18 protein-coding genes are annotated in these 17,433 nt (G+C 66.5%); 10 read left to right on the top strand and 8 right to left on the bottom strand.

Features of this window, described 5'->3' with window-relative positions; all coding sequences use genetic code 11:
• Positions 1–187: 187 nt before the first annotated feature.
• Positions 188–985 carry a phosphatase PAP2 family protein gene (locus tag LDO22_RS10740; RefSeq protein ID WP_224027073.1) on the top strand — a complete coding sequence of 266 codons (798 nt, stop codon included), beginning with the start codon at positions 188–190 and terminating at the stop codon, positions 983–985.
• A 101-nt stretch (positions 986–1,086) separates the two neighbouring features.
• On the opposite strand, the gene LDO22_RS10735 is transcribed toward LDO22_RS10740, so the two are convergent.
• Complete coding sequence (locus LDO22_RS10735; protein ID WP_159630611.1) at positions 1,087–1,404, bottom strand: MerR family transcriptional regulator; 318 nt, start codon at positions 1,402–1,404, stop codon at positions 1,087–1,089.
• Between the two features lie 142 nt (positions 1,405–1,546).
• On the opposite strand from LDO22_RS10735, the gene LDO22_RS10730 reads away from it, so the two are divergent.
• From LDO22_RS10730 to LDO22_RS10715, 4 genes are all read left to right on the top strand, one after another.
• A complete protein-coding gene (locus LDO22_RS10730) occupies positions 1,547–1,972 on the top strand; it encodes an HSP20 family small heat-shock protein (RefSeq protein ID WP_159635154.1) in 426 nt (141 codons plus the stop codon).
• Between the two features lie 60 nt (positions 1,973–2,032).
• Positions 2,033–2,410: a DnaJ domain-containing protein gene (locus LDO22_RS10725; RefSeq protein ID WP_224027072.1), complete on the top strand. Its 378-nt coding sequence runs from the start codon at positions 2,033–2,035 to the stop codon at positions 2,408–2,410.
• Positions 2,411–2,518: 108 nt separating this feature from the next.
• Positions 2,519–2,896, top strand: a complete 378-nt coding sequence (locus tag LDO22_RS10720) for a hypothetical protein (RefSeq protein ID WP_224027071.1) — start codon at positions 2,519–2,521, stop codon at positions 2,894–2,896.
• A gap of 98 nt (positions 2,897–2,994) precedes the next feature.
• On the top strand, positions 2,995–4,629 hold the full coding sequence (locus tag LDO22_RS10715; protein WP_224027070.1) for a family 1 glycosylhydrolase: 1,635 nt from the start codon (positions 2,995–2,997) through the stop codon (positions 4,627–4,629).
• A gap of 27 nt (positions 4,630–4,656) precedes the next feature.
• Here the strand turns inward: LDO22_RS10715 and LDO22_RS10710 are convergent, their stop codons facing one another.
• Complete coding sequence (locus LDO22_RS10710) at positions 4,657–5,769, bottom strand: phosphatase domain-containing protein (protein WP_224027069.1); 1,113 nt, start codon at positions 5,767–5,769, stop codon at positions 4,657–4,659.
• Positions 5,770–5,801: 32 nt separating this feature from the next.
• A complete protein-coding gene (locus LDO22_RS10705; RefSeq protein ID WP_224027068.1) occupies positions 5,802–6,533 on the bottom strand; it encodes a DUF72 domain-containing protein in 732 nt (243 codons plus the stop codon).
• 63 nt (positions 6,534–6,596) lie between these two features.
• Between LDO22_RS10705 and LDO22_RS10700 the strand changes: the two genes are divergently transcribed.
• The 3 genes from LDO22_RS10700 to LDO22_RS10690 all read left to right on the top strand — a co-directional run bounded on the left by LDO22_RS10700 (position 6,597) and on the right by LDO22_RS10690 (position 9,522).
• Positions 6,597–8,405: a glycoside hydrolase family 15 protein gene (locus LDO22_RS10700; RefSeq protein ID WP_224027067.1), complete on the top strand. Its 1,809-nt coding sequence runs from the start codon at positions 6,597–6,599 to the stop codon at positions 8,403–8,405.
• Positions 8,406–8,518: 113 nt separating this feature from the next.
• Positions 8,519–8,809 (top strand): ribosomal protein L7/L12, encoded by a 291-nt coding sequence (locus tag LDO22_RS10695; protein WP_141159327.1) that lies wholly within the window; start codon positions 8,519–8,521, stop codon positions 8,807–8,809.
• Positions 8,809–9,522, top strand: a complete 714-nt coding sequence (locus LDO22_RS10690) for an HAD family hydrolase (protein ID WP_224027066.1) — start codon at positions 8,809–8,811, stop codon at positions 9,520–9,522. Before LDO22_RS10695 ends, LDO22_RS10690 begins: the two co-directional genes overlap by 1 nt.
• A 14-nt stretch (positions 9,523–9,536) precedes the next feature.
• On the opposite strand, the gene LDO22_RS10685 is transcribed toward LDO22_RS10690, so the two are convergent.
• Positions 9,537–9,785, bottom strand: coding sequence for a hypothetical protein (locus tag LDO22_RS10685; RefSeq protein ID WP_224027065.1), 249 nt, complete (start codon positions 9,783–9,785; stop codon positions 9,537–9,539).
• A 190-nt stretch (positions 9,786–9,975) separates the two neighbouring features.
• Here LDO22_RS10685 and LDO22_RS10680 point away from each other — a divergent pair, with 190 nt between their 5' ends.
• Entirely contained in the window at positions 9,976–11,157 is a 1,182-nt protein-coding gene (locus LDO22_RS10680; RefSeq protein WP_224027064.1) for a zinc-dependent alcohol dehydrogenase, read from the top strand.
• A gap of 78 nt (positions 11,158–11,235) precedes the next feature.
• On the opposite strand, the gene LDO22_RS10675 is transcribed toward LDO22_RS10680, so the two are convergent.
• The 4 genes from LDO22_RS10675 to LDO22_RS10660 are packed head-to-tail and all read right to left on the bottom strand — an operon-like array spanning position 11,236 to position 16,419.
• Entirely contained in the window at positions 11,236–12,048 is an 813-nt protein-coding gene (locus LDO22_RS10675; RefSeq protein ID WP_224027063.1) for a bifunctional allantoicase/(S)-ureidoglycine aminohydrolase, read from the bottom strand.
• Between the two features lie 16 nt (positions 12,049–12,064).
• Positions 12,065–13,339, bottom strand: coding sequence for an aldolase (locus tag LDO22_RS10670; protein ID WP_224027062.1), 1,275 nt, complete (start codon positions 13,337–13,339; stop codon positions 12,065–12,067).
• A gap of 1 nt (position 13,340) precedes the next feature.
• Positions 13,341–14,939: a malate synthase A gene (aceB, locus tag LDO22_RS10665; protein ID WP_224027061.1), complete on the bottom strand. Its 1,599-nt coding sequence runs from the start codon at positions 14,937–14,939 to the stop codon at positions 13,341–13,343.
• 34 nt (positions 14,940–14,973) lie between these two features.
• On the bottom strand, positions 14,974–16,419 hold the full coding sequence (locus LDO22_RS10660; protein ID WP_224027060.1) for an NAD-dependent malic enzyme: 1,446 nt from the start codon (positions 16,417–16,419) through the stop codon (positions 14,974–14,976).
• Positions 16,420–16,640: 221 nt separating this feature from the next.
• Between LDO22_RS10660 and LDO22_RS10655 the strand changes: the two genes are divergently transcribed.
• Positions 16,641–17,396 carry an IclR family transcriptional regulator gene (locus LDO22_RS10655; RefSeq protein WP_224027059.1) on the top strand — a complete coding sequence of 252 codons (756 nt, stop codon included), beginning with the start codon at positions 16,641–16,643 and terminating at the stop codon, positions 17,394–17,396.
• Positions 17,397–17,433 lie beyond the last annotated feature (37 nt).

Genomic DNA, 17,433 nt, shown 5'->3' with positions numbered 1-17,433 from the left:
TCGCCCGGACCGGCCCTGCCGTTGGCCGTGGCGGCCGCCCTGGCGCCCTACCTGGCCGGGGCCGGCTCCATGGCCGGTGACCCGGTGATGGAGTGAATGGCCAATCATGGGGATAATCTTCAGCCTAGGCATTCAACAACACGCATACACGGCGTGCATTCAACAGGGCGCAGGGACGGGCAGCACATTGGCACAAAAATCAGCAGGTTCCGCAGTCACGCAGAGAAACTCGGGCAGGTGGCACACCTTCCATGAGAAGTTCGTGGTGGAGGAGCGCTACATCGATCCTGCCGACCGGCGCCGCCTTTACCGTGCATCGGTCATCCTGGCGGTGGTGGGGCTGGCACTCTTTATCGCCACGCTGATCAGCGTGGTGCAGGGTGTCGGCCTTACCGTTGCAGACCAGCCGGTGCACGACTGGCTGCTGACAACCCGTTCAGGGGCACTTACCGCGTTCATGATCTTCCTGGCCGTGTTCTTCGGCCCCATCGCCCTGCCCATCATCGTGCTGGTGGTGATCCTCGTCTGGGGCTTCGCGGCCAAACACGCCTGGCGCCCCATCCTGCTGGCGTCCGCGATGCTGACCGGGGTGATCATCTCCCAGATCATCCTGCACATCGTCCAGCGCTCGCGGCCTCCCGTTGACCAGATGCTGTTCGGTGCGGACCAGACCTTCTCGTACCCGTCCGGGCACGTCCTGGGAGCCTGCGACTTCCTGCTGGTGGGCGCCTACCTGATCTTCTCCCGGCGCCGGAACCCCCGCTCAGCGGTGTTCGGTTTCATCGGGGCCGGAATCGGAATCATCCTCGCCATCGGCAGCCGGCTCTACCTGGGCTACCACTGGCCCACCGATACCCTTGCATCGTTTTCCCTCTCGCTGCTCATCCTGGGCGGAGTCATCGCGCTGGACACCTGGCGGACAGCGCGAATCCCCGGGGAGCCGGTCACGGGAGAGCTGTCGAAGGAAGAATCCGCCCGGGAGTAACGCCCTCCCCGGCAGGCTAATTCACTGCAGTTGCGTCACCGCGGCTGCTTGATTCCGGTTGTGTCGCTCGGCTGATTCGCTGCAGCCAGGTCCCGGCTGCATCACTGCGGCCGGGACCTGGCGCGCTTCAGGGCCCTGTGCAATTTCACATTCGCCGCCTCCAGCTCCAGGACCTTGGCAACGCCTGCCAGGTTCAGCCCCTCCTCGAGGAGCTCGCCGATCCGCTGCAGTACGGCAATGTCGTCATCGCTGTATTGGCGGGTGCCGCCTGCTGTCCTCGACGGCGTCAGCAGCCCCTTGGTTTCGTACAGCCTGATGTTCTGCTGCCCGGTTCCCGTGAGCTCCGCGGCCACCGAGATGGCGTACAGGGCCCGTGAGCCGGCGGAGCGCGCAGGCCGTCCCGCATCAGGTTCTGCCATGTGTACTCCCAAAAATCGCTGCGGCCCGTGTCTTGCTTCAGTTTCCCACGAGTGCTATAAAAAATCTATATCCACCACCATAGATTAGGTGATAGTGGAGCAGACGCAGATCAACACTTGGAAGCTGAAGGAGTGGGAAATGATGTTGATGCGTACGGACCCGTTCCGTGAGCTGGACCGGCTCACGCAGCAGGTCTTTGGGACTGCCGCCCGTCCGGCCGCCATGCCCATGGACGCCTGGCAGGAGGACGGCGAGTTCGTGGTGGCGTTCGACCTTCCCGGAGTGAAGGTGGATTCGCTGGACCTGAACGTCGAGCGAAACGTCCTGACTGTGCGGGCCGAGCGCCAGGACCCCACGCAGCCCAATGTGGAACTGGTGGCCTCTGAGCGTCCCCGCGGCGTGTTCAGCCGCCAGCTGATCCTGGGCGACACCCTGGACACCGACAAGATCAAGGCCAGCTACGACCAGGGCGTCCTGACCCTGCGGATACCGGTTGCAGAACAGGCCAAGCCGCGCAGGATCGAAATCCAGACCCAGCAGGGCGGGATGCAGCAGATCAACACGTAGGGCTTTCCTTCGCGTGCCCCTGCCGGCCCGGCAGGGGCACCGGCGGAGCAGGAGGCTGGCATGAATGACGTCCCCGATTACTACACCATCCTCGGCGTGGGCCGGGATGCCACCCGGCAGGAAATCTCCCATGCGTACCGGGCCCTCATGCGCAGCCACCATCCGGACATGGACGGCGCGCAGGCGGACGGGAACAATCAGCCAGGGGGGAGCCAGCCGGCGGTGGCGCGCAACCCCGGGCAGCGTGACGAACTCCTGGAGATCATGCAGGCGTTCAACGTGCTGCGTGACCCCGGGCGCCGGGCCGAGTACGACCGGAGGCTGACGGCGGCGGTGCCCACCATCGTTCCGGTCCGGAAAGTCCGCAGCACCGGCGGCCCGTCCGGGCCTCCCATCCGTGTCACCCCCGTGCGGTGGGAGAGCGGGCCCTGGGCCTGAAAACGGCCCCGGCCCTAAAGCTGGTCCTGAATCCGGCCCTGAAGCGGGCCCTGAACCCCGGAAAACCAACCAACGCAGTGCCATTCATCCAAGGAGGCGGAAAGCTGCATGAGCGACTGGCGGCGCTACGATTCACACCTCATTCCCGCATTCCATGAGCGCTTTGAGCAGCGCTGGGGTCCGGGAACCGCGCCCTTCCTGGACCCCGAGGCGCACGAACAGCCGCTGCCGCGCGCGCAGTGGATCAACCCTGCCACCGGTGCGGCCTTGGCGGTGGTCCCGGTCTGGACGGCCGACGAGAGGCAGCAGCGTTCCTTCGGCGTGTTCTACCTGCCCCCGGCGGGGGACATCTGGGTCCTGCGGCCCGGGTACACCGGCTACCTGGAACCGTCCGACGGCGATTCCGAGCACCTGGTGACCCTGCGCAACGACGCCTTCCGCAAGGCAGTGGCGCACGCCAAGGAGTTCCTTTTCGGTTCACAGTAGCCGCCGGTGCCCGCCGCGGAGTTGCTGCTCGTCAGCCGTCCTGCGCTGTGACATTCTGGGACGTACCCAAACCACCGTGACCAAAAGGCTGGACCCCAATGCACATCACCGCCAAGGACCTCGCAGCGCTCATCCCCCCGGGGTTCACGCTTGGCGTCGCAACCGCAGCATTCCAGATTGAAGGGGCGCTGGATGAGGATGGCCGCGGGCCCTCGGGGTGGGACAGGTTCGCGGCCAGGCCCGGCGCCATCGTGGAGGACCACAGCCCCGTGGTGGCCACCGACCATTACCACCGGATGCCGCAGGACGTGGCCCTCCTGAAGCAGCTGGGCGTCGATTCCTACCGGTTCTCCTTCTCCTGGCCGCGCATCCAGCCCGGCGGGACCGGGCCGGCCAACCGCGCAGGGCTGGCGTTCTATGACCGGCTCCTGGACGAGCTCCTGGCCAACGGCATCTCGCCCATGGCCACCATCTACCACTGGGACACGCCCCTGGAACTGGATGAAGCAGGCGGCTGGATGAACCGGGACACCGCCTACCGGCTGGGGGAGTACGCCGCGATCGTGGCTGAGTCGTTCGGGGACCGGGTGGCACGCTGGGTCACCATCAACGAACCGGCCACCGTGAGCGCGAATGGCTATGCATTCGGCCTGCACTCACCCGGCAAGGAGCTGGCCCTGGGCGCCTTCCCCACCGTCCACCACCAGCTGCTGGGCCACGGGCTCGCCGTCCAGGCCCTGCGCGCTGCCAAGGTGCCGGGCGAAATCGGGATGACCAACGTCTACTCGCCCATGGTGCCGAACTCGATCAACCCGCTGGACAAGATCAGTGCCGGGGTTATGGACCTGGGCCAGAACCGGCTCTACGCGGACCCGGTCCTGACGGGCAAATACCCCGACCTGATCCGCGCCGCAAAGTTCTTCAGCTCCTTTGAACACCCCGACGAGGACATGGAGATCATTTCCCAGCCCCTGGACTTCTACGGGCTCAACTACTACATGCCCACCAAGGTGGCGGCGGGGCCAGGCAGCGGTACAGTGCCGTCGAGCATGGCGGAAGCCATGGGCAGCGACCTCAACGCCACGGGCAGCGGTGCCACGCCATTCCACGTGGAAGCCTGGCCGGAAGCGGACATCACCGCCTACGGGTGGCCGGTCAAGCCGGAGTACATGGCCGTGGCCCTGAAGGAGATGGCGGACCGGTATCCCAACCTGCCGCCGGTGATCATCACCGAAGGCGGCGCCAGCTTCGAGGACATCATCGTCCGGGACAAGTCCACCAACACCCGGTTCATCCCGGACGAGCGGCGGCTGAAGTACATCTCCGACCACCTTGAAACCGCACTGCGGGCCACGGCCCCCGGCGGCGTGGCAGAGTCCGTTGACCTGCGTGGCTACTACGTGTGGTCCTTCCTGGACAACTTCGAGTGGTCCGCCGGCTACAAGCAGCCCTTTGGCCTGCTGCACGTCGACTTTGAGACACTGGACCGCACGCCCAAGGCATCCTACTTCTGGTACCAGGAGCTCATCGAGGAACGTGACCTGGCTGCCGCTGCTGACGCCAGCATCGCCCAGGCCGTGGTTCCGGATCTGCTCGGCAGTGAGGATGTGCTGGACCGTGAGGATTTGCTGGGCAGCGGGGATTTGCTGGACAGTGGGGATTTGCTCGACAACGGGGAGTTGTTGGGCAATGAAGCGCCCGACGACGGCGCACCCCTGGGTGCCGGGGCGTAGGACGCAACGGGGCCGGCCCCGGAATGGTCAGCCCCGGAGCAGGTCCAGCATGGCGAGCTGCTTGGCGATGCCGGCGCCGTCCGGGGAGTAGATCCACGGCACCCGGGAGGTGGTGTGGTCGCCGTCCTCGGAGTGGCCGCCGGCGAAGACCGATTCGCTGACGGACAGCTGCCGGATGGCGATGGCCGCAACCTTTTCCGGGTTCCCGGCGGCGAAGGCGGAGTAGATGGCCTCATCATGCTGGCCGTTGTCGCCGATCAGGAGCCACCGCATGTCCGGGAATTCCTCGGCAAGCCGCTCCAGGTTGCGGTGCTTGTGGTCCTGGCCGCTGCGGAACCAGCGGTCCTGGGTGAGGCCCCAGTCCGTCAACAGCAGCGCGCCCTTGGGGTACATGTTGCGGGTCAGGAAGCGCCCCAGCGTGGGGGCGGCGTTCCAGGGGCCGGTGGACAGGTAGATGACCGGAGCCTCGGGGTGCTCAATGGTCAGCCGGTCCAGCAGCACGGCCATTCCCGGCGTGGCCATGCGCGCCCGTTCGCTGAGCACGAAGGTGTTCCACAGCGCCAGGAACGGCCGGGGCAGGGCGGTCACCATGACGGTGTCGTCAATGTCGGAGACGATGCCGAATTGCACCCCGGGCGCGATGACCTGGATCAGTGCTTCCGCCGGCTCGGTTCCCTCGGCGCGCAGGACTGCCGTATGCCAGCCGGGGGACAGCTGGACATCCACCTCGGTGTCGATGAGTCCGCCCCGGTCCGCCGTGACGTGGGTGACCACGTCGCCGATGGTGATTTCGACGTCGGTAAACTGCAGCGGCACCCCGGTGAAGGCGCGCCAGCCCCGGATGTTCTGGTTCCCGTTTTTCGCTTCGTGCTCGGCTTTGCTCCCCGGCAACGGCTTCTGGGTCAGCAGCACCCGCCCCAGCACCCGTACCCGGGTGGTGGAACCGTAGCCCTGGTAGGCGATGGTTTGGGGCACGAAGTCCCACCGTTTGGCGAGGGTGATCCGGACATCGTTGACCGCATCAGAGAGCCTGTGCGCCAGCCGGAAGAACTGGCTTCCCGACAGTGCGTACTGGCCTTTTTTGTTCTGCCGCGGTGTGTGTGCCGTGTCCGGGGCTGGGTTCTGCGGAGCCGTGTCCATGCCCTAACTCTGCCACAGGGCGGCAGCAGGCATCAGCTGACGCCCAGGAAAGCCCGCAGGGTCTCGGCGTTCCGCACAGCGTTCCCGCCGCCGTCGTTGTTGAAGTAGGCGTACACGTCGATGCCCGCGCCGTCCCACTCGCGGATCCGGTCTGCCCACCAGTGCATGTCGGCGTCCGAGTAGGAGCCGCCGTACAGGTGCTCGTGATCCGGCCCGTGAAGCCGGACGTAGGCGAACGGCGCGGTGGTGCGCAGGATGCAGGGGAGGTTGGCGCCGCTCATGATGCAGTAGGCCGCCTGGTGCCGCTCCAGCAGGGCGAACACTTCGGGGCAATCCCAGCTGGGGTGCCTGAACTCCACGGCCACCCTGATCCAGGAGGGGAGCGCGGCCAGGAAATAATCCAGCCGGGCGTCGTCGCGCTCCAGCTGCGGCGGCAGCTGGACCAGGAGCACGGCCCGTTTGTCCCCCAGCTCATGCCAGCACCTGGTGATGCGCTCAATCCACACCTCCGGTGAATAGAGCTTGCGTGCGTGGGTCAGCCCGCGGGGTGCCTTGACGGACATGCTGAATCCGGGCGGGAGGCGCCTGTTCCAGCCTGCGAAGGTGGTGTCCCTGGGCCACCGGTAGAAACTGGCGTTCAGTTCAACCGTGCTGAACCTGGCGACGTAGCACTGGAGCCTGTCCCGGACGGGCAGCCCGGGCGGGTACAGGACGTTCTCCCAGTGGTCGTAGCTCCAGCCGGAGGTGCCGATGTGGATAGCCATTTGCCTCAGGCTACACCTGCACACTCCCCTTCCCTTCGGAGCCCCGTGTGGCAGGGTAATGTCATGGCGCGAATCGAAGACTATGCGGTAGTTGGCGACCTTCAAACAGGGGCGCTGGTCAGCAAGGAAGGCTCCATTGACTGGCTCTGCCTCCCGCGGTTCGATTCCCCGGCGTGCTTCAACGCCCTGCTGGACACCCCTGACTCGGGTCGCTGGCTGCTGGCGCCGGAGGGCGGCGGACCGTGCACCCGGCGGAGCTACCGCGACGGCAGCCTGGTGCTGGATACGGAGTGGGAGACGCCGGACGGAACGGTGCGGGTCACGGACTTCATGCCGCCCAGAGATTCCGTTGCTGACATTGTCCGCATCGTGGAGGGCATCAGCGGCACAGTCAAGATGCACGGGGAGCTGGTCCTGAGGTTCGACTACGGCCACATCGTGCCATGGGTCCGCAAGGACAAGCGCGGGCTGCACGCCATTGCCGGCCCGGACGCCGTCTACCTGGTCACCCCTGCGCCCCTGCACGGCGAGAACATGCACACCATCAGCGACTTCACCGTGAGCGCCGGCGAGAAGGTGCCGTTCGTGCTCACCTGGGCACCAAGCCATGTGGGCCGGCCGGTCAGTGTTGATGCCGAGGACGTCCTTGACAGCACCTACGCATTCTGGCGGGGCTGGTCCTCGCAGTGCACCGTCAAGGGAAAATACCAGGACGCGGTGGTCCGATCCCTGGTGACGCTCAAGGCGCTCACCTATGCCCCCACCGGGGGCATCGTCGCCGCCGTCACCACATCCCTTCCGGAGCAGCCGGGCGGCCAGCGGAACTGGGACTACCGCTACTGCTGGCTGCGGGATGCCGCCATGACCCTGCAGGCCCTGCTGGCCGCCGGATACACCGCCGAGGCGGCCGCCTGGCGGGACTGGCTGCTCCGGGCCGTGGCCGGCGACCCCGCCGACCTGCAGATCATGTACGGAATCCATGGCGAGCGGCGGCTGCCCGAGATGGAGCTGCCCTGGCTGAAGGGCTACGAAAACTCGTCACCTGTGCGGATCGGAAACGCGGCTGCGGAACAGTTCCAGCTGGATGTGTGGGGCGAGGTCCTTGACTGCCTCGCGCTGACCCGGAACTCGCTGCTGAAGCACACGGATGAGGCCTGGGACGTGCAGATCGCCCTGATGGAGCACCTGGAAACCATCTGGGACCAGCCGGACAACGGGCTCTGGGAGATGCGGGGGCCGCGCCGGCACTTCACCCACTCCAAGGTCATGGCGTGGGTGGCCGCGGACCGGATGGTGAAGGGCGTGCGGGAGTCCGGGCTGCCGGGTCCGGTGGAGCGCTGGGAGGCGCTGCGGGAGCAGATCCGCGGGGACATCATGGCCAACGGGTTCGATGCCCGGCGCAATACGTTTGTGCAGTCCTACGGCCGGCCGGAGCTCGATGCCAGCCTGCTGCTGATTCCGAGGGTGGGTTTCCTGCCGAACGACGACCCCAAGGTCATAGGAACCATCGACGCCATTCAGCGGGAGCTGACCCAGGACGGTTTCGTGCTGCGGTACAAGCCGGAAGAGAGCGACGACGGCCTGCCGGGCGACGAGGGCGTCTTCCTGGCGTGCTCATTCTGGATGGTGGAGGCGCTCCTGGGGGCGGGGCGCCACGAGGAATCGCGCGAGCTCTTCGAACGCCTGCTGGAACTGCGCAACGACGTGGGGCTCCTGAGCGAGGAGTGGGCGGTGAAAGCCGGGCGCCAACTGGGTAACACACCGCAGGCATTCAGCCACTTCGCCCTTGTGACTAGCGCCCTGGAGCTTCATCAGGATACGGTTCGGCGCAGTGACACCCCCCTTCCGTCTGCACAGGCGGATACGCGCTGAGGCGGCGCGGACGGGGCTGGAACTTCTCCTTCGCAGGATAGATAAGTATACTTACTAACACCTCATGGAGTGCTCCCAAGCACAGTGCCGTGATTGACGGAGGAGTGATAGTTATGGCCGGATTTTTCGAACTCGTGGATGCCCCTGACGGCGGTTACCGGATCAGGATGATGGACGGAAGCGGGAACCTGATGGCCATCTCGGTTACCTTCCCCACCAAGCGGGCCGCTGTGGCGGGCGTTGCGATGGCCCGGGAAATTGCCGGCACGGGCCTGATCCGGGACAAGAGCCTGGACGGCGCCGGATCCGTCATCCGGGAACGCGTCCGGCCGGTCAGTTCTCCCAAGGAGGAAGCGGCCAAGCTGAAAAAGGCCCCCGGCGCCCGACGGGCAGCGGTGGGCTGATGGCCGAATCCACCACACCCCCTGGCGGCCCCCGCCGGGGGGTCCTGTTTGACGTCGACGGTACGCTGATCGACACGTCGTACATACATACCATCGCCTGGTGGAATGCCTTCCGCCAGTATGGCCACGACGTCCCCATGGCAGCCATCCACCAGCTCGTGGGCATGGGCGGCGCCCGGCTGGTGGACACCCTCCTTCCGGATGGCCGGAACCGGGATGAGGATGAGGACATCATGGCCAGCCATGGCGCGCTGTATGCCTCGCACTGGCCCTCGCTCCGCACCCTTGATGGCGCCAAGGACCTGCTGGGCCAGTGCCATGCCGGAGGCCTGGCCGTGGCCCTGGCGTCCTCGGCGCGGGAAAGGGACCTGCAGGTCATGCGCTCCGTGCTGGACGCCGACTCCTTCATTGATGCCGCCACCAGCGCCAACGACGCGGAGGAGAGCAAGCCTGCACCGGACATCCTGGAAGCCGCCCTGGAGGCCGTGGGTGTCGAGGCTGCCAATGCCGTTTACGTGGGCGACGCTGTATGGGACATGAAGGCGGCGGGCGCGCTGGGCATTCCTGCCATCGGACTTACCTGCGGTGGAATCCAGGCGGCACAACTCCGCGAAGCGGGTGCCGTTGAGGTCTTCGACGGGCCGCGTCAGTTGCTGCAGAACCTGGGCTCAAGCGCCATCGGCCGGCTGCTTGCGCTGCAGCCGCACCGCTAGGAAGGCTGACCGGCCTACAGTGGCTGCCCGCCCGGCACGGAATCCTCGTCGCCGGCGATGGCGGGCTTTGTCCACGACACCACCACCTTCACCGAGCCGTCGTCGTTCCGCTCGATGTCGGTGGCCACCTCTGTGGCCGGCGCCCCCATTTCCCGGACGCGCGTGCGGTAGGTGCTGACCAGTTCCGCCAGGCTTTCTTCCGTCCATTCACCCGGACGCATTCGGGTGGAGATCTCGACCGGTTCCGGCTGGTACAACGACATGGCGTTCCTCTTTCACGTGGTCTTCCCTTGGTCCCTTCCTACGCTATGAGCAGCCGACGGCGGCCACAAGCTTTTAATCAGCATGCTTACTTTTTTCGCCCAAAACAGATAGCGTCGAAGAAAGGGTGCCCGCGGGTGCCCTGCCCCGCCCCGGGAGAACTCCAGGGGCACAGTAGACGAAAGGGAGACTGTGAAAGCACTGACGTGGCAAGGAAAGCGGTCGGTAAGCGTTGAAGAAGTGCCCGATCCCGTCATCCAGGAACCCACGGACGCGATCGTCCGGATCACCTCCACCGCGATCTGCGGCTCCGACCTGCACCTCTACGAGGTCCTGGGCCCCTACATGCACAAGGGCGACGTCATTGGCCACGAGCCGATGGGCATCGTGGAGGAAGTAGGCAGTGGCGTTTCGAATCTCCGCAAGGGCGACCGCGTGGTGGTTCCGTTCAATATTTCCTGCGGCTCCTGTTACATGTGCAAGCAGGGCCTGCAGTCCCAGTGTGAGACCACCCAGGTCAAGGAAAAGGGATCCGGCGCCGCCCTCTTCGGCTACTCCGAGCTGTACGGGTCAGTCCCCGGCGGCCAGGCCGAGTACCTGCGCGTGCCGCACGCCGATTACGGGCCGGTGAAGGTGGGCAGCGAGCTTCCGGACGAACGCTACCTGTTCCTTTCCGACATCCTCCCCACCGCCTGGCAGGCCGTGGAATACGCGGACGTCCCGGCGGGCGGCACGCTCGCAGTGTTCGGCCTGGGGCCGGTTGGCCAGTTCGCCAGCCGCATCGGGGTGCACCGCGGTTTCCGGGTTATTGGCATCGACCCCGTCGCTGAACGTCGGGAAATGGCGGCACGGCACGGCGTGGAAACGCTCGATTACAGCAAGACCATTGGAGACGAACTCCGGGACATGACCGCCGGGCGCGGCCCGGACGCGGTGGTTGACGCCGTCGGCATGGAAGCCCATGGATCCCCGGTGGCAGGATTTGCCCACCAGGCGCTGGGCTTCCTGCCCGACAAGCTGGCCCAGAAGGCGATGGAGACCGGCGGCGTGGACCGACTCGCGGCCCTGCACGCCTCCATCGACGCGGTACGCCGCGGCGGCACGCTGTCCCTGAGCGGCGTGTACGGCGGACAGGCCAGCCCCATGCCGATGCTCACCATGTTCGACAAGCAGCTCCAGGTGCGCATGGGCCAGTGCAACGTGCGTCGCTGGACCGATGACATCCTCCCGCTCGTGGAGGACGACGGCGATCCGCTGGGTGTCATGGACCTGGTCACCCACCGTTCGGGCCTGGACGGGGCGCCTGCCCTGTACGAGAAGTTCCAGAAGAAGGAAGACGGCTGCATCAAGGTGGTCCTGAACCCCGGCGCCTGACCAACAGCATCAACAGCAGAGGCCGTTATGTACATTCCATAACGGCCTCTGCTGTCTGCCCGGATGGGTCAGGGGCGCTTAGGTGAGCTTCACCTGGCGGTTCATGTCCTTGTAGAGCAGGTAGCGGAATTCACCGGGGCCACCGGCATAGCAGGCCTGCGGGCAGAAGGCGCGCAGCCACATGAAGTCGCCCGCCTCCACCTCCACCCAGTCGTTGTTCAGCAGGTACATGGCCTTGCCTTCCAGCACGTACAGGCCGTGTTCCATCACATGCGTTTCGGGGAACGGGATGACCCCGCCGGGCTTGAACGTCACGATGTTCACCTGCATGTCATGGGCGAGGTCGTTCGAGTCCGTGAACCGCGTGGTCTTCCAGACGTCATTGGTGTCCGGCATGGACGTGGGCTCCACGTCCTTTTCGTTGGTGACGAAGGACTTGGCCTCGTACCCCTCCAGGCGCTCGTAGGCCTTGCGGATCCAGTGGAAGGACACGACATCGTCAGAGACGTTTTCCAGGCCCCATTCCGAACCTGCAGCCAGGTAGGCGTAGCCGCCCTCCTCCAGCGGGTGCAGTTCGCCGTCCAGGGTGAGGTTGACCTTGCCCCGCGTCACGAAAAGGACGCCCTCCACCCCGGCCTCGAATTCGGCCTTCGGGGCCCCGCCACCCGGGCCGATCTCGACGATCAGCTGGGAGAAGGTGGTGGCGAAACCCGAGATGGGACGGGCGATGATCCACGACCGGGTGTTCGAAAAACCCGGCAGGTTGGACGTGACGATGTCCGTCATGACGCCCTTGGGGATCACCGTGTAGGCCTCGGTGACGATGGCCCGTTCGGTGGTGAGGTGGGTCTGCGGCGGGAGTCCGCCGCTGGGGGAGTAGTACTTGCCCATGAAAGGAATCCTTTGCTTAGGAGTTGGAAGTAGTGGCAAGCCGCGGATGGGCCAGCGCCGTGAGCTGCGGAAGTCGGACGCCGGCAAGCGCCTGGACTTCCTCCGCACCCACTGCGCCGCACTGGACGCCGCGAAGGACGAAGGCGGCCAGGGCGCGGGCGGTGGCGGGCTCGTCCATCACGCCGCCTTCGGTCCGCTCCACGTAGTTGCGCAGGCGGGCGGCGGCGGCCGGCAGGCCCTCGCGGTAGAAGGCATAGGTGGCGGCGAACCGGCTGGGCAGCTGGGCCGGGTGCAGGTCCCAGCCCTGGTAATAGCCGCGTTCCAGCGACCTTCGGACCAGGCGTCCGTGCAGCTGCCAGGCGTTCTCCACGTTGTCGCCCACCGGGATGATGTTGGTGGACCCGTCGGAGAGCCGGATGCCGGTGCCTGCCACGGCGAGCTGCATGACTTCCTTGGCGAAGTCGGCAACCGGGTGCTCCATGGACTGGTATTCGGCGGAGATCTGCAGCGACGCCGAGTAGTCGTAGGTGCCGTAGTGCAGGCCGCTGATCCTGCCGGGGACGGCGTGCGGGAGCTGCGCCACCGGTGACGTGCCGTCCGGGCCCAGGATCAGCTGCGGCGTTTCCACCTGCACCTCGAACCGGAGTCGGCCGGCGGGCAGTCCGTGGATCTCCTCGAGCCGGGAGACCGCATAGTCCATGGCCTGCACTTGGGCCACAGTGGTGACCTTGGGCAGGGTGAGGACCAGGCCGTCCGGCAGTTCGCCGGCTGCGGCCAGGCCGGATACGAACAGGTCGAGCGTCCGCAGGCCACGGGCCCGGGTGGGAGCCTCGAAGCACTTGAAGCGGATGCCGATGAACGGGGGAGCGGACCCCGCCGCCACGGCCCGGGCCACCGCGGACGCTGCCGCAACCGCTGCGGCGTCCTCGGCGTCGTCGCCCCGGTCCCCGAACCCGTCCTCGAAGTCCAGGCGCAGGTCCTCGATCGGCTCGCTGGAAAGCTTCGCTTCGACCCGCGGGGCTACAGCCTGTGCCAGCGCGGCGTCCTGGCCCAGCAGTTCGCAGAGTTTTCCGAACCCGCCGTGTGCTTCCGCCGTCGCCGTTGCCTGGGCGCCCCAGTCGGCCGCGAACGACGCCGTGAAACGGTCCGCGGGGACGTACACCGTGTGCACGGGCTGGCGGGAGCCATCGTCGCCCGGGTAGTTCTGTTCCAGCAGCCGGTCCGTGGCAGCAAGCTGCCCGTCGATGTGCGCGAGGTCCCCCGCGGAGAGCGAGGACTTGGGTGCTGCCATCTCAGCCCACCAGCTCGTAGGCGGGCGTGGTGAGGAAGTCGGTGTAATCATCCGACAGGCAGATGTCTGCGATCAGTTCGCTGGCCGGCTGGTAGTAGCGGCGGAACGCCTCGTCCCCGAATTCGGTGCGCAGCCGCTCGGTTTCCTCCGCCAGGATCTTTTCCACCAGCTCCCTGGTGACCGTGTTGCCGGTGTCCGCGAGGATGGACTTGTTGCGGATTTGCTGCCACACCTGCGAGCGGGAAATCTCGGCCGTGGCGGCGTCCTCCATGAGGTTGTGGATGGCCACGGCGCCGTTCCCGGACAGCCACACGGCCGTGTAGGCAACGGCCACGTAGAGGTTCAGGCGCAGGCCGGCCTCGGTGACCTGGCCGCCGGCGGACTGCACGTCCAGCAGCTGCTCCGCGGTGACCGACACCTCGGGCCGCTGCTTGTCCACCTGGTTGGGCTTGTCGCCGAGCACGGAGTCGAAGACTTCGCGGCAGGTGGGCACCAGGTCCGGGTGGGCAACCCAGGAGCCGTCAAACCCGTCGTTGGCCTCGCGGGTCTTGTCCGCGCGGACCTTCTCGAAGGCGGCCTCGGTGACTTCGGGGTGGCGCCGGTTGGGGATGACCGCGGCCATGCCGCCCATGGCGAAGGCGCCGCGCCGGTGGCAGGTCTTGACCAGGAGTTCGGTATAGGCGCGCATGAACGGGGCGGTCATCGCCACGGACGCGCGGTCCGGCAGGACGAATTCCTCGCCGGCGTCCCGGAAGTACTTGATGATGCTGAACAGGTAGTCCCAGCGCCCGGCATTGAGGCCGGAGGCGTGGTCCCGCAGTTCATAGAGGATCTCGTCCATCTCGAACGCCGCCGGGATGGTCTCGATCAGCACCGTGGCGCGGATGGTGCCCTGGTGCAGTCCGAGGAAGTCCTGGGCGAAAACGAACACGTCGTTCCACAGCCGCGCTTCGAGGTGGCTTTCCATCTTCGGCAGGTAGTAGTACGGGCCCTGCCCGTTGAGGACCAGTTGTTTGGCGATGTGGAAGAAGTGCAGGCCGAAGTCCACCAATGCGCCCACGGCGGGTTCGCCGTTGACCAGGAGGTGCTTCTCCTGCATGTGCCAGCCGCGCGGGCGGGCCACCACGACGGCGAGCGGCGCGTCGGTGCGGAGCCGGTATTCCTTGCCTTCCTCCGAGGTGTAGCTGAGCGTGCCCTGGGCGGCGTCGCGGAGGTTCAGGATGGCGTCGATGACGTTGGCCCAGGTGGGCGTGCTGGCGTCCTCGAGGTCCGCCAGCCACACCTTGGCGCCGGAGTTCAGGGCATTGATGGCCATCTTCGCCGGCGAGGCGGGTCCGGTCATCTCCACCCGGCGGTCCTGCAAAGCTGCCGGTGCGGGCGCAACCTTCCAGTCGCCGTCGCGCACGTCCTGGGTCTCCGGCAGGAAGTCCAGCTTGCCCGTTTCCGCCACGCGCTGCCGCTTGACGGCGCGGGCTGCCAGGAGCTCGTTGCGGGTGCCGGCGAACCGGTTGTGGAGCTCCTCAACGAAGGCCAGCGCCTTGGGCGTGAGGATCTCCTCTGCGCGGTTGATCGGACGGGGATCGGTGACGGTGATGGCCATTTCTGGTCCTTTCCTTTGGCTGGAAGTCGGGCGGTCAGGCGGAGGCCAGTGCAGGCTCCGCGGCGGAATCGGCCGGTTCGGCAGCCGTTGCCACATTTGAGGCGTGTGCCGCGGCGGCCACTGCTGCCGCGACGTCGGCGGTCACGTGCGGATCGAAGATGCTGGGGATGATGTAGCTCGCATTGAGCTCATTATCATTCACCCGGTTGGCGATTGCCTCGGCAGCGGCCACCAGCATGTCCGGGGTGATGTCGCTCGCCCCCACGTCAAGGAGCCCGCGGAACAGGCCGGGGAAGGCCAGGACGTTGTTGATCTGGTTGGGGAAGTCGCTCCGGCCCGTGGCCACCACGGCGGCGTGCCGGGAGGCGATGGCCGGATCCACCTCCGGAGTGGGGTTGGCCATGGCGAACACAATGGCGTCGTTCGCCATGGACGCGATGTGCTCTTCTTCCAGGATGTTCGGGGCGGAGACGCCGATGAAGACATCAGCGCCCACCAGGGCCTCGTGCAGGCTGCCGGAGAAGCCTTCCTGGTTGGTGTTTTCCGCAATCCAGGTGCGGTGCGGATCGTTGTACGCCTCACCCTTGTGGATGGCACCGGAGCGGCCCGCGGCCACGATGTGCCGGGCACCCTGGGCCTTCAGCAGCTGGATGATGGCAGAGCCGGCGGCACCCACCCCGGACACCACGATCTTGACGTCCGCGATCTTCTTGTCCACCACGCGCAGGGCGTTGACCAGGGCGGCGAGGGTCACGATTGCCGTGCCGTGCTGGTCGTCGTGGAACACCGGGATGTCCAGTTCCTCGCGCAGGCGGGCCTCGATCTCGAAGCAGCGGGGCGCGGCGATGTCCTCCAGGTTTACGCCGCCGAAGACCGGTGCCAGGAGCTTGACGGTGCGGATGATTTCCTCCGTGTCCTGGGTGTCCAGGCAGACGGGCCAGGCGTCGACGTTGGCGAACTGCTTGAACAGGGCGGCTTTGCCCTCCATGACCGGAAGGGCCGCGGCGGGGCCGATGTTGCCCAGGCCCAGCACCGCCGATCCGTCGGTGACCACGGCCACCGTGTTGCGCTTGACGGTCAGGTTCCGCGCGGCGGCGGGGTCCTCGGCGATGGCCAGGCAGACGCGGGCGACGCCGGGGGTGTAGGCCCGGGAAAGATCGTCACGGTTGCGCAGGGGGACCTTGGGGACCACCTCGAGCTTGCCGCCCAGGTGCATCAGGAAGGTGCGGTCCGAGACGTGCTGGACCGTGACGCCGTCGAGCGCGTTGAGGGCGTCCTTGACGCGGGCGGCGTGCGCGTCATCGGTGGTATTGCAGGTGACGTCAACCACCAGGGTCTCGTGGTGGGACTCGGTGACGTCAAGGGCGGTGATCGCGGCGCCGGCAGCTCCGACGGCTGCGGCGAGCTCGCTGGTGGCGCTGAAGCTTGACGGTGCTTCCACGCGCAGGGTGATCGAATTTCCGGGGCTGGGGTTCGCCATTGAATGTCCTCCTGATTGGGCCGGGTCCGGCTTCTGCTCTGATCCGAATGTTTTCGTATTATGGATATTATTATCTACTTTATGGAAACACAACCCCTCCGAATGCGACTGTACGCCCGCATCGCCGTGGGGACGGCCGTGCTGTATCTTGGGTGTTCTAAGCAACTCTTTTCACGATGCGGATAAGAGTTGTCGGATTCCGAGCCACAGGAGACAACGGAATGGCAGAAAAAGCGTCCGGTGGGGTGCAGTCGGTGGAGCGCGTCTTCGAACTGCTGGAGCTCATCACTGATGCCGGGGGCGACGTCACCCTCAGCGAGCTCTCGTCCTCAACCGACCTGCCGCTGCCCACCATCCACCGCCTGCTCCGCACCCTGGTGTCGCTGGGCTACATCCGCCAGCTGCCCAACCGGCGCTACGCGCTGGGCCCCCGGCTCATCCGTTTGGGTGAGGGGGCCAACAAGCAGCTCGGTGCGCTGGCGCAGCCCCAGCTGAAGATCCTGGTGGACCGGTTGGGGGAGACCTCCAACATGGCGGTGCTGGATTCCGACATGGTGATCTACGTGGCGCAGGTGCCTTCGCTGCACTCCATGCGCATGTTCACCGAAGTTGGCCGGCGCGCCCACACCCACGCCACCGGCGTCGGGAAGGCCATCCTGGCCCAGCTCGACGACGACACCGTCCGGGGCATCGTTGCCCGCGCCGGGATGCCCACGCCCACCCCCAAGAGCATCGGCGACGTGGAGGAACTCCTGGCCGACCTCAAGCTCATCCGCGAGCGGGGCTACTCGATCGACGAGGAGGAGCAGGAGCTCGGCGTCCGCTGCTTCGCCATGGCAGTGCCCAACGCCCCCACACCCACCGCGATCTCGGTCTCCGGCCCGGTGTCCCGGGTGGATGAAAACTTCGCCGACAAGGCCGTGCCGATCCTCCGGGAAGCGGCCGAGGCAATCTCCCGCGAGCTCAACCGCACCTGACGCGTCACAACAGCGGACGACGGCGGCCCGCACCTTC

The sequence above is a fragment of the Arthrobacter sp. NicSoilC5 genome (genome assembly GCF_019977395.1).
GTDB lineage: Bacteria > Actinomycetota > Actinomycetes > Actinomycetales > Micrococcaceae > Arthrobacter.
The sequence above is the reverse complement of the archived record's forward strand: the minus strand, read 5'-3'. Positions and strand labels throughout refer to the sequence as shown.

Bases quoted from the DNA above. Each gene is read 5' to 3' on its own strand.
- LDO22_RS10725 (WP_224027072.1), top strand. From the start codon at position 2,033: ATGAATGACGTCCCCGATTACTACACCATCCTCGGCGTGGGCCGGGAT.
- LDO22_RS10685 (WP_224027065.1), bottom strand. From the start codon at position 9,785: ATGTCGTTGTACCAGCCGGAACCGGTCGAGATCTCCACCCGAATGCGT.
- LDO22_RS10715 (WP_224027070.1), top strand. From the start codon at position 2,995: ATGCACATCACCGCCAAGGACCTCGCAGCGCTCATCCCCCCGGGGTTC.
- aceB (WP_224027061.1), bottom strand. From the start codon at position 14,939: ATGGCCATCACCGTCACCGATCCCCGTCCGATCAACCGCGCAGAGGAG.
- LDO22_RS10730 (WP_159635154.1), top strand. From the start codon at position 1,547: ATGTTGATGCGTACGGACCCGTTCCGTGAGCTGGACCGGCTCACGCAG.
- LDO22_RS10670 (WP_224027062.1), bottom strand. From the start codon at position 13,339: ATGGCAGCACCCAAGTCCTCGCTCTCCGCGGGGGACCTCGCGCACATC.
- LDO22_RS10690 (WP_224027066.1), top strand. From the start codon at position 8,809: ATGGCCGAATCCACCACACCCCCTGGCGGCCCCCGCCGGGGGGTCCTG.
- LDO22_RS10735 (WP_159630611.1), bottom strand. From the start codon at position 1,404: ATGGCAGAACCTGATGCGGGACGGCCTGCGCGCTCCGCCGGCTCACGG.
- LDO22_RS10675 (WP_224027063.1), bottom strand. From the start codon at position 12,048: ATGGGCAAGTACTACTCCCCCAGCGGCGGACTCCCGCCGCAGACCCAC.
- LDO22_RS10710 (WP_224027069.1), bottom strand. From the start codon at position 5,769: ATGGACACGGCTCCGCAGAACCCAGCCCCGGACACGGCACACACACCG.
- LDO22_RS10705 (WP_224027068.1), bottom strand. From the start codon at position 6,533: ATGGCTATCCACATCGGCACCTCCGGCTGGAGCTACGACCACTGGGAG.
- LDO22_RS10655 (WP_224027059.1), top strand. From the start codon at position 16,641: ATGGCAGAAAAAGCGTCCGGTGGGGTGCAGTCGGTGGAGCGCGTCTTC.
- LDO22_RS10720 (WP_224027071.1), top strand. From the start codon at position 2,519: ATGAGCGACTGGCGGCGCTACGATTCACACCTCATTCCCGCATTCCAT.
- LDO22_RS10660 (WP_224027060.1), bottom strand. From the start codon at position 16,419: ATGGCGAACCCCAGCCCCGGAAATTCGATCACCCTGCGCGTGGAAGCA.
- LDO22_RS10695 (WP_141159327.1), top strand. From the start codon at position 8,519: ATGGCCGGATTTTTCGAACTCGTGGATGCCCCTGACGGCGGTTACCGG.
- LDO22_RS10700 (WP_224027067.1), top strand. From the start codon at position 6,597: ATGGCGCGAATCGAAGACTATGCGGTAGTTGGCGACCTTCAAACAGGG.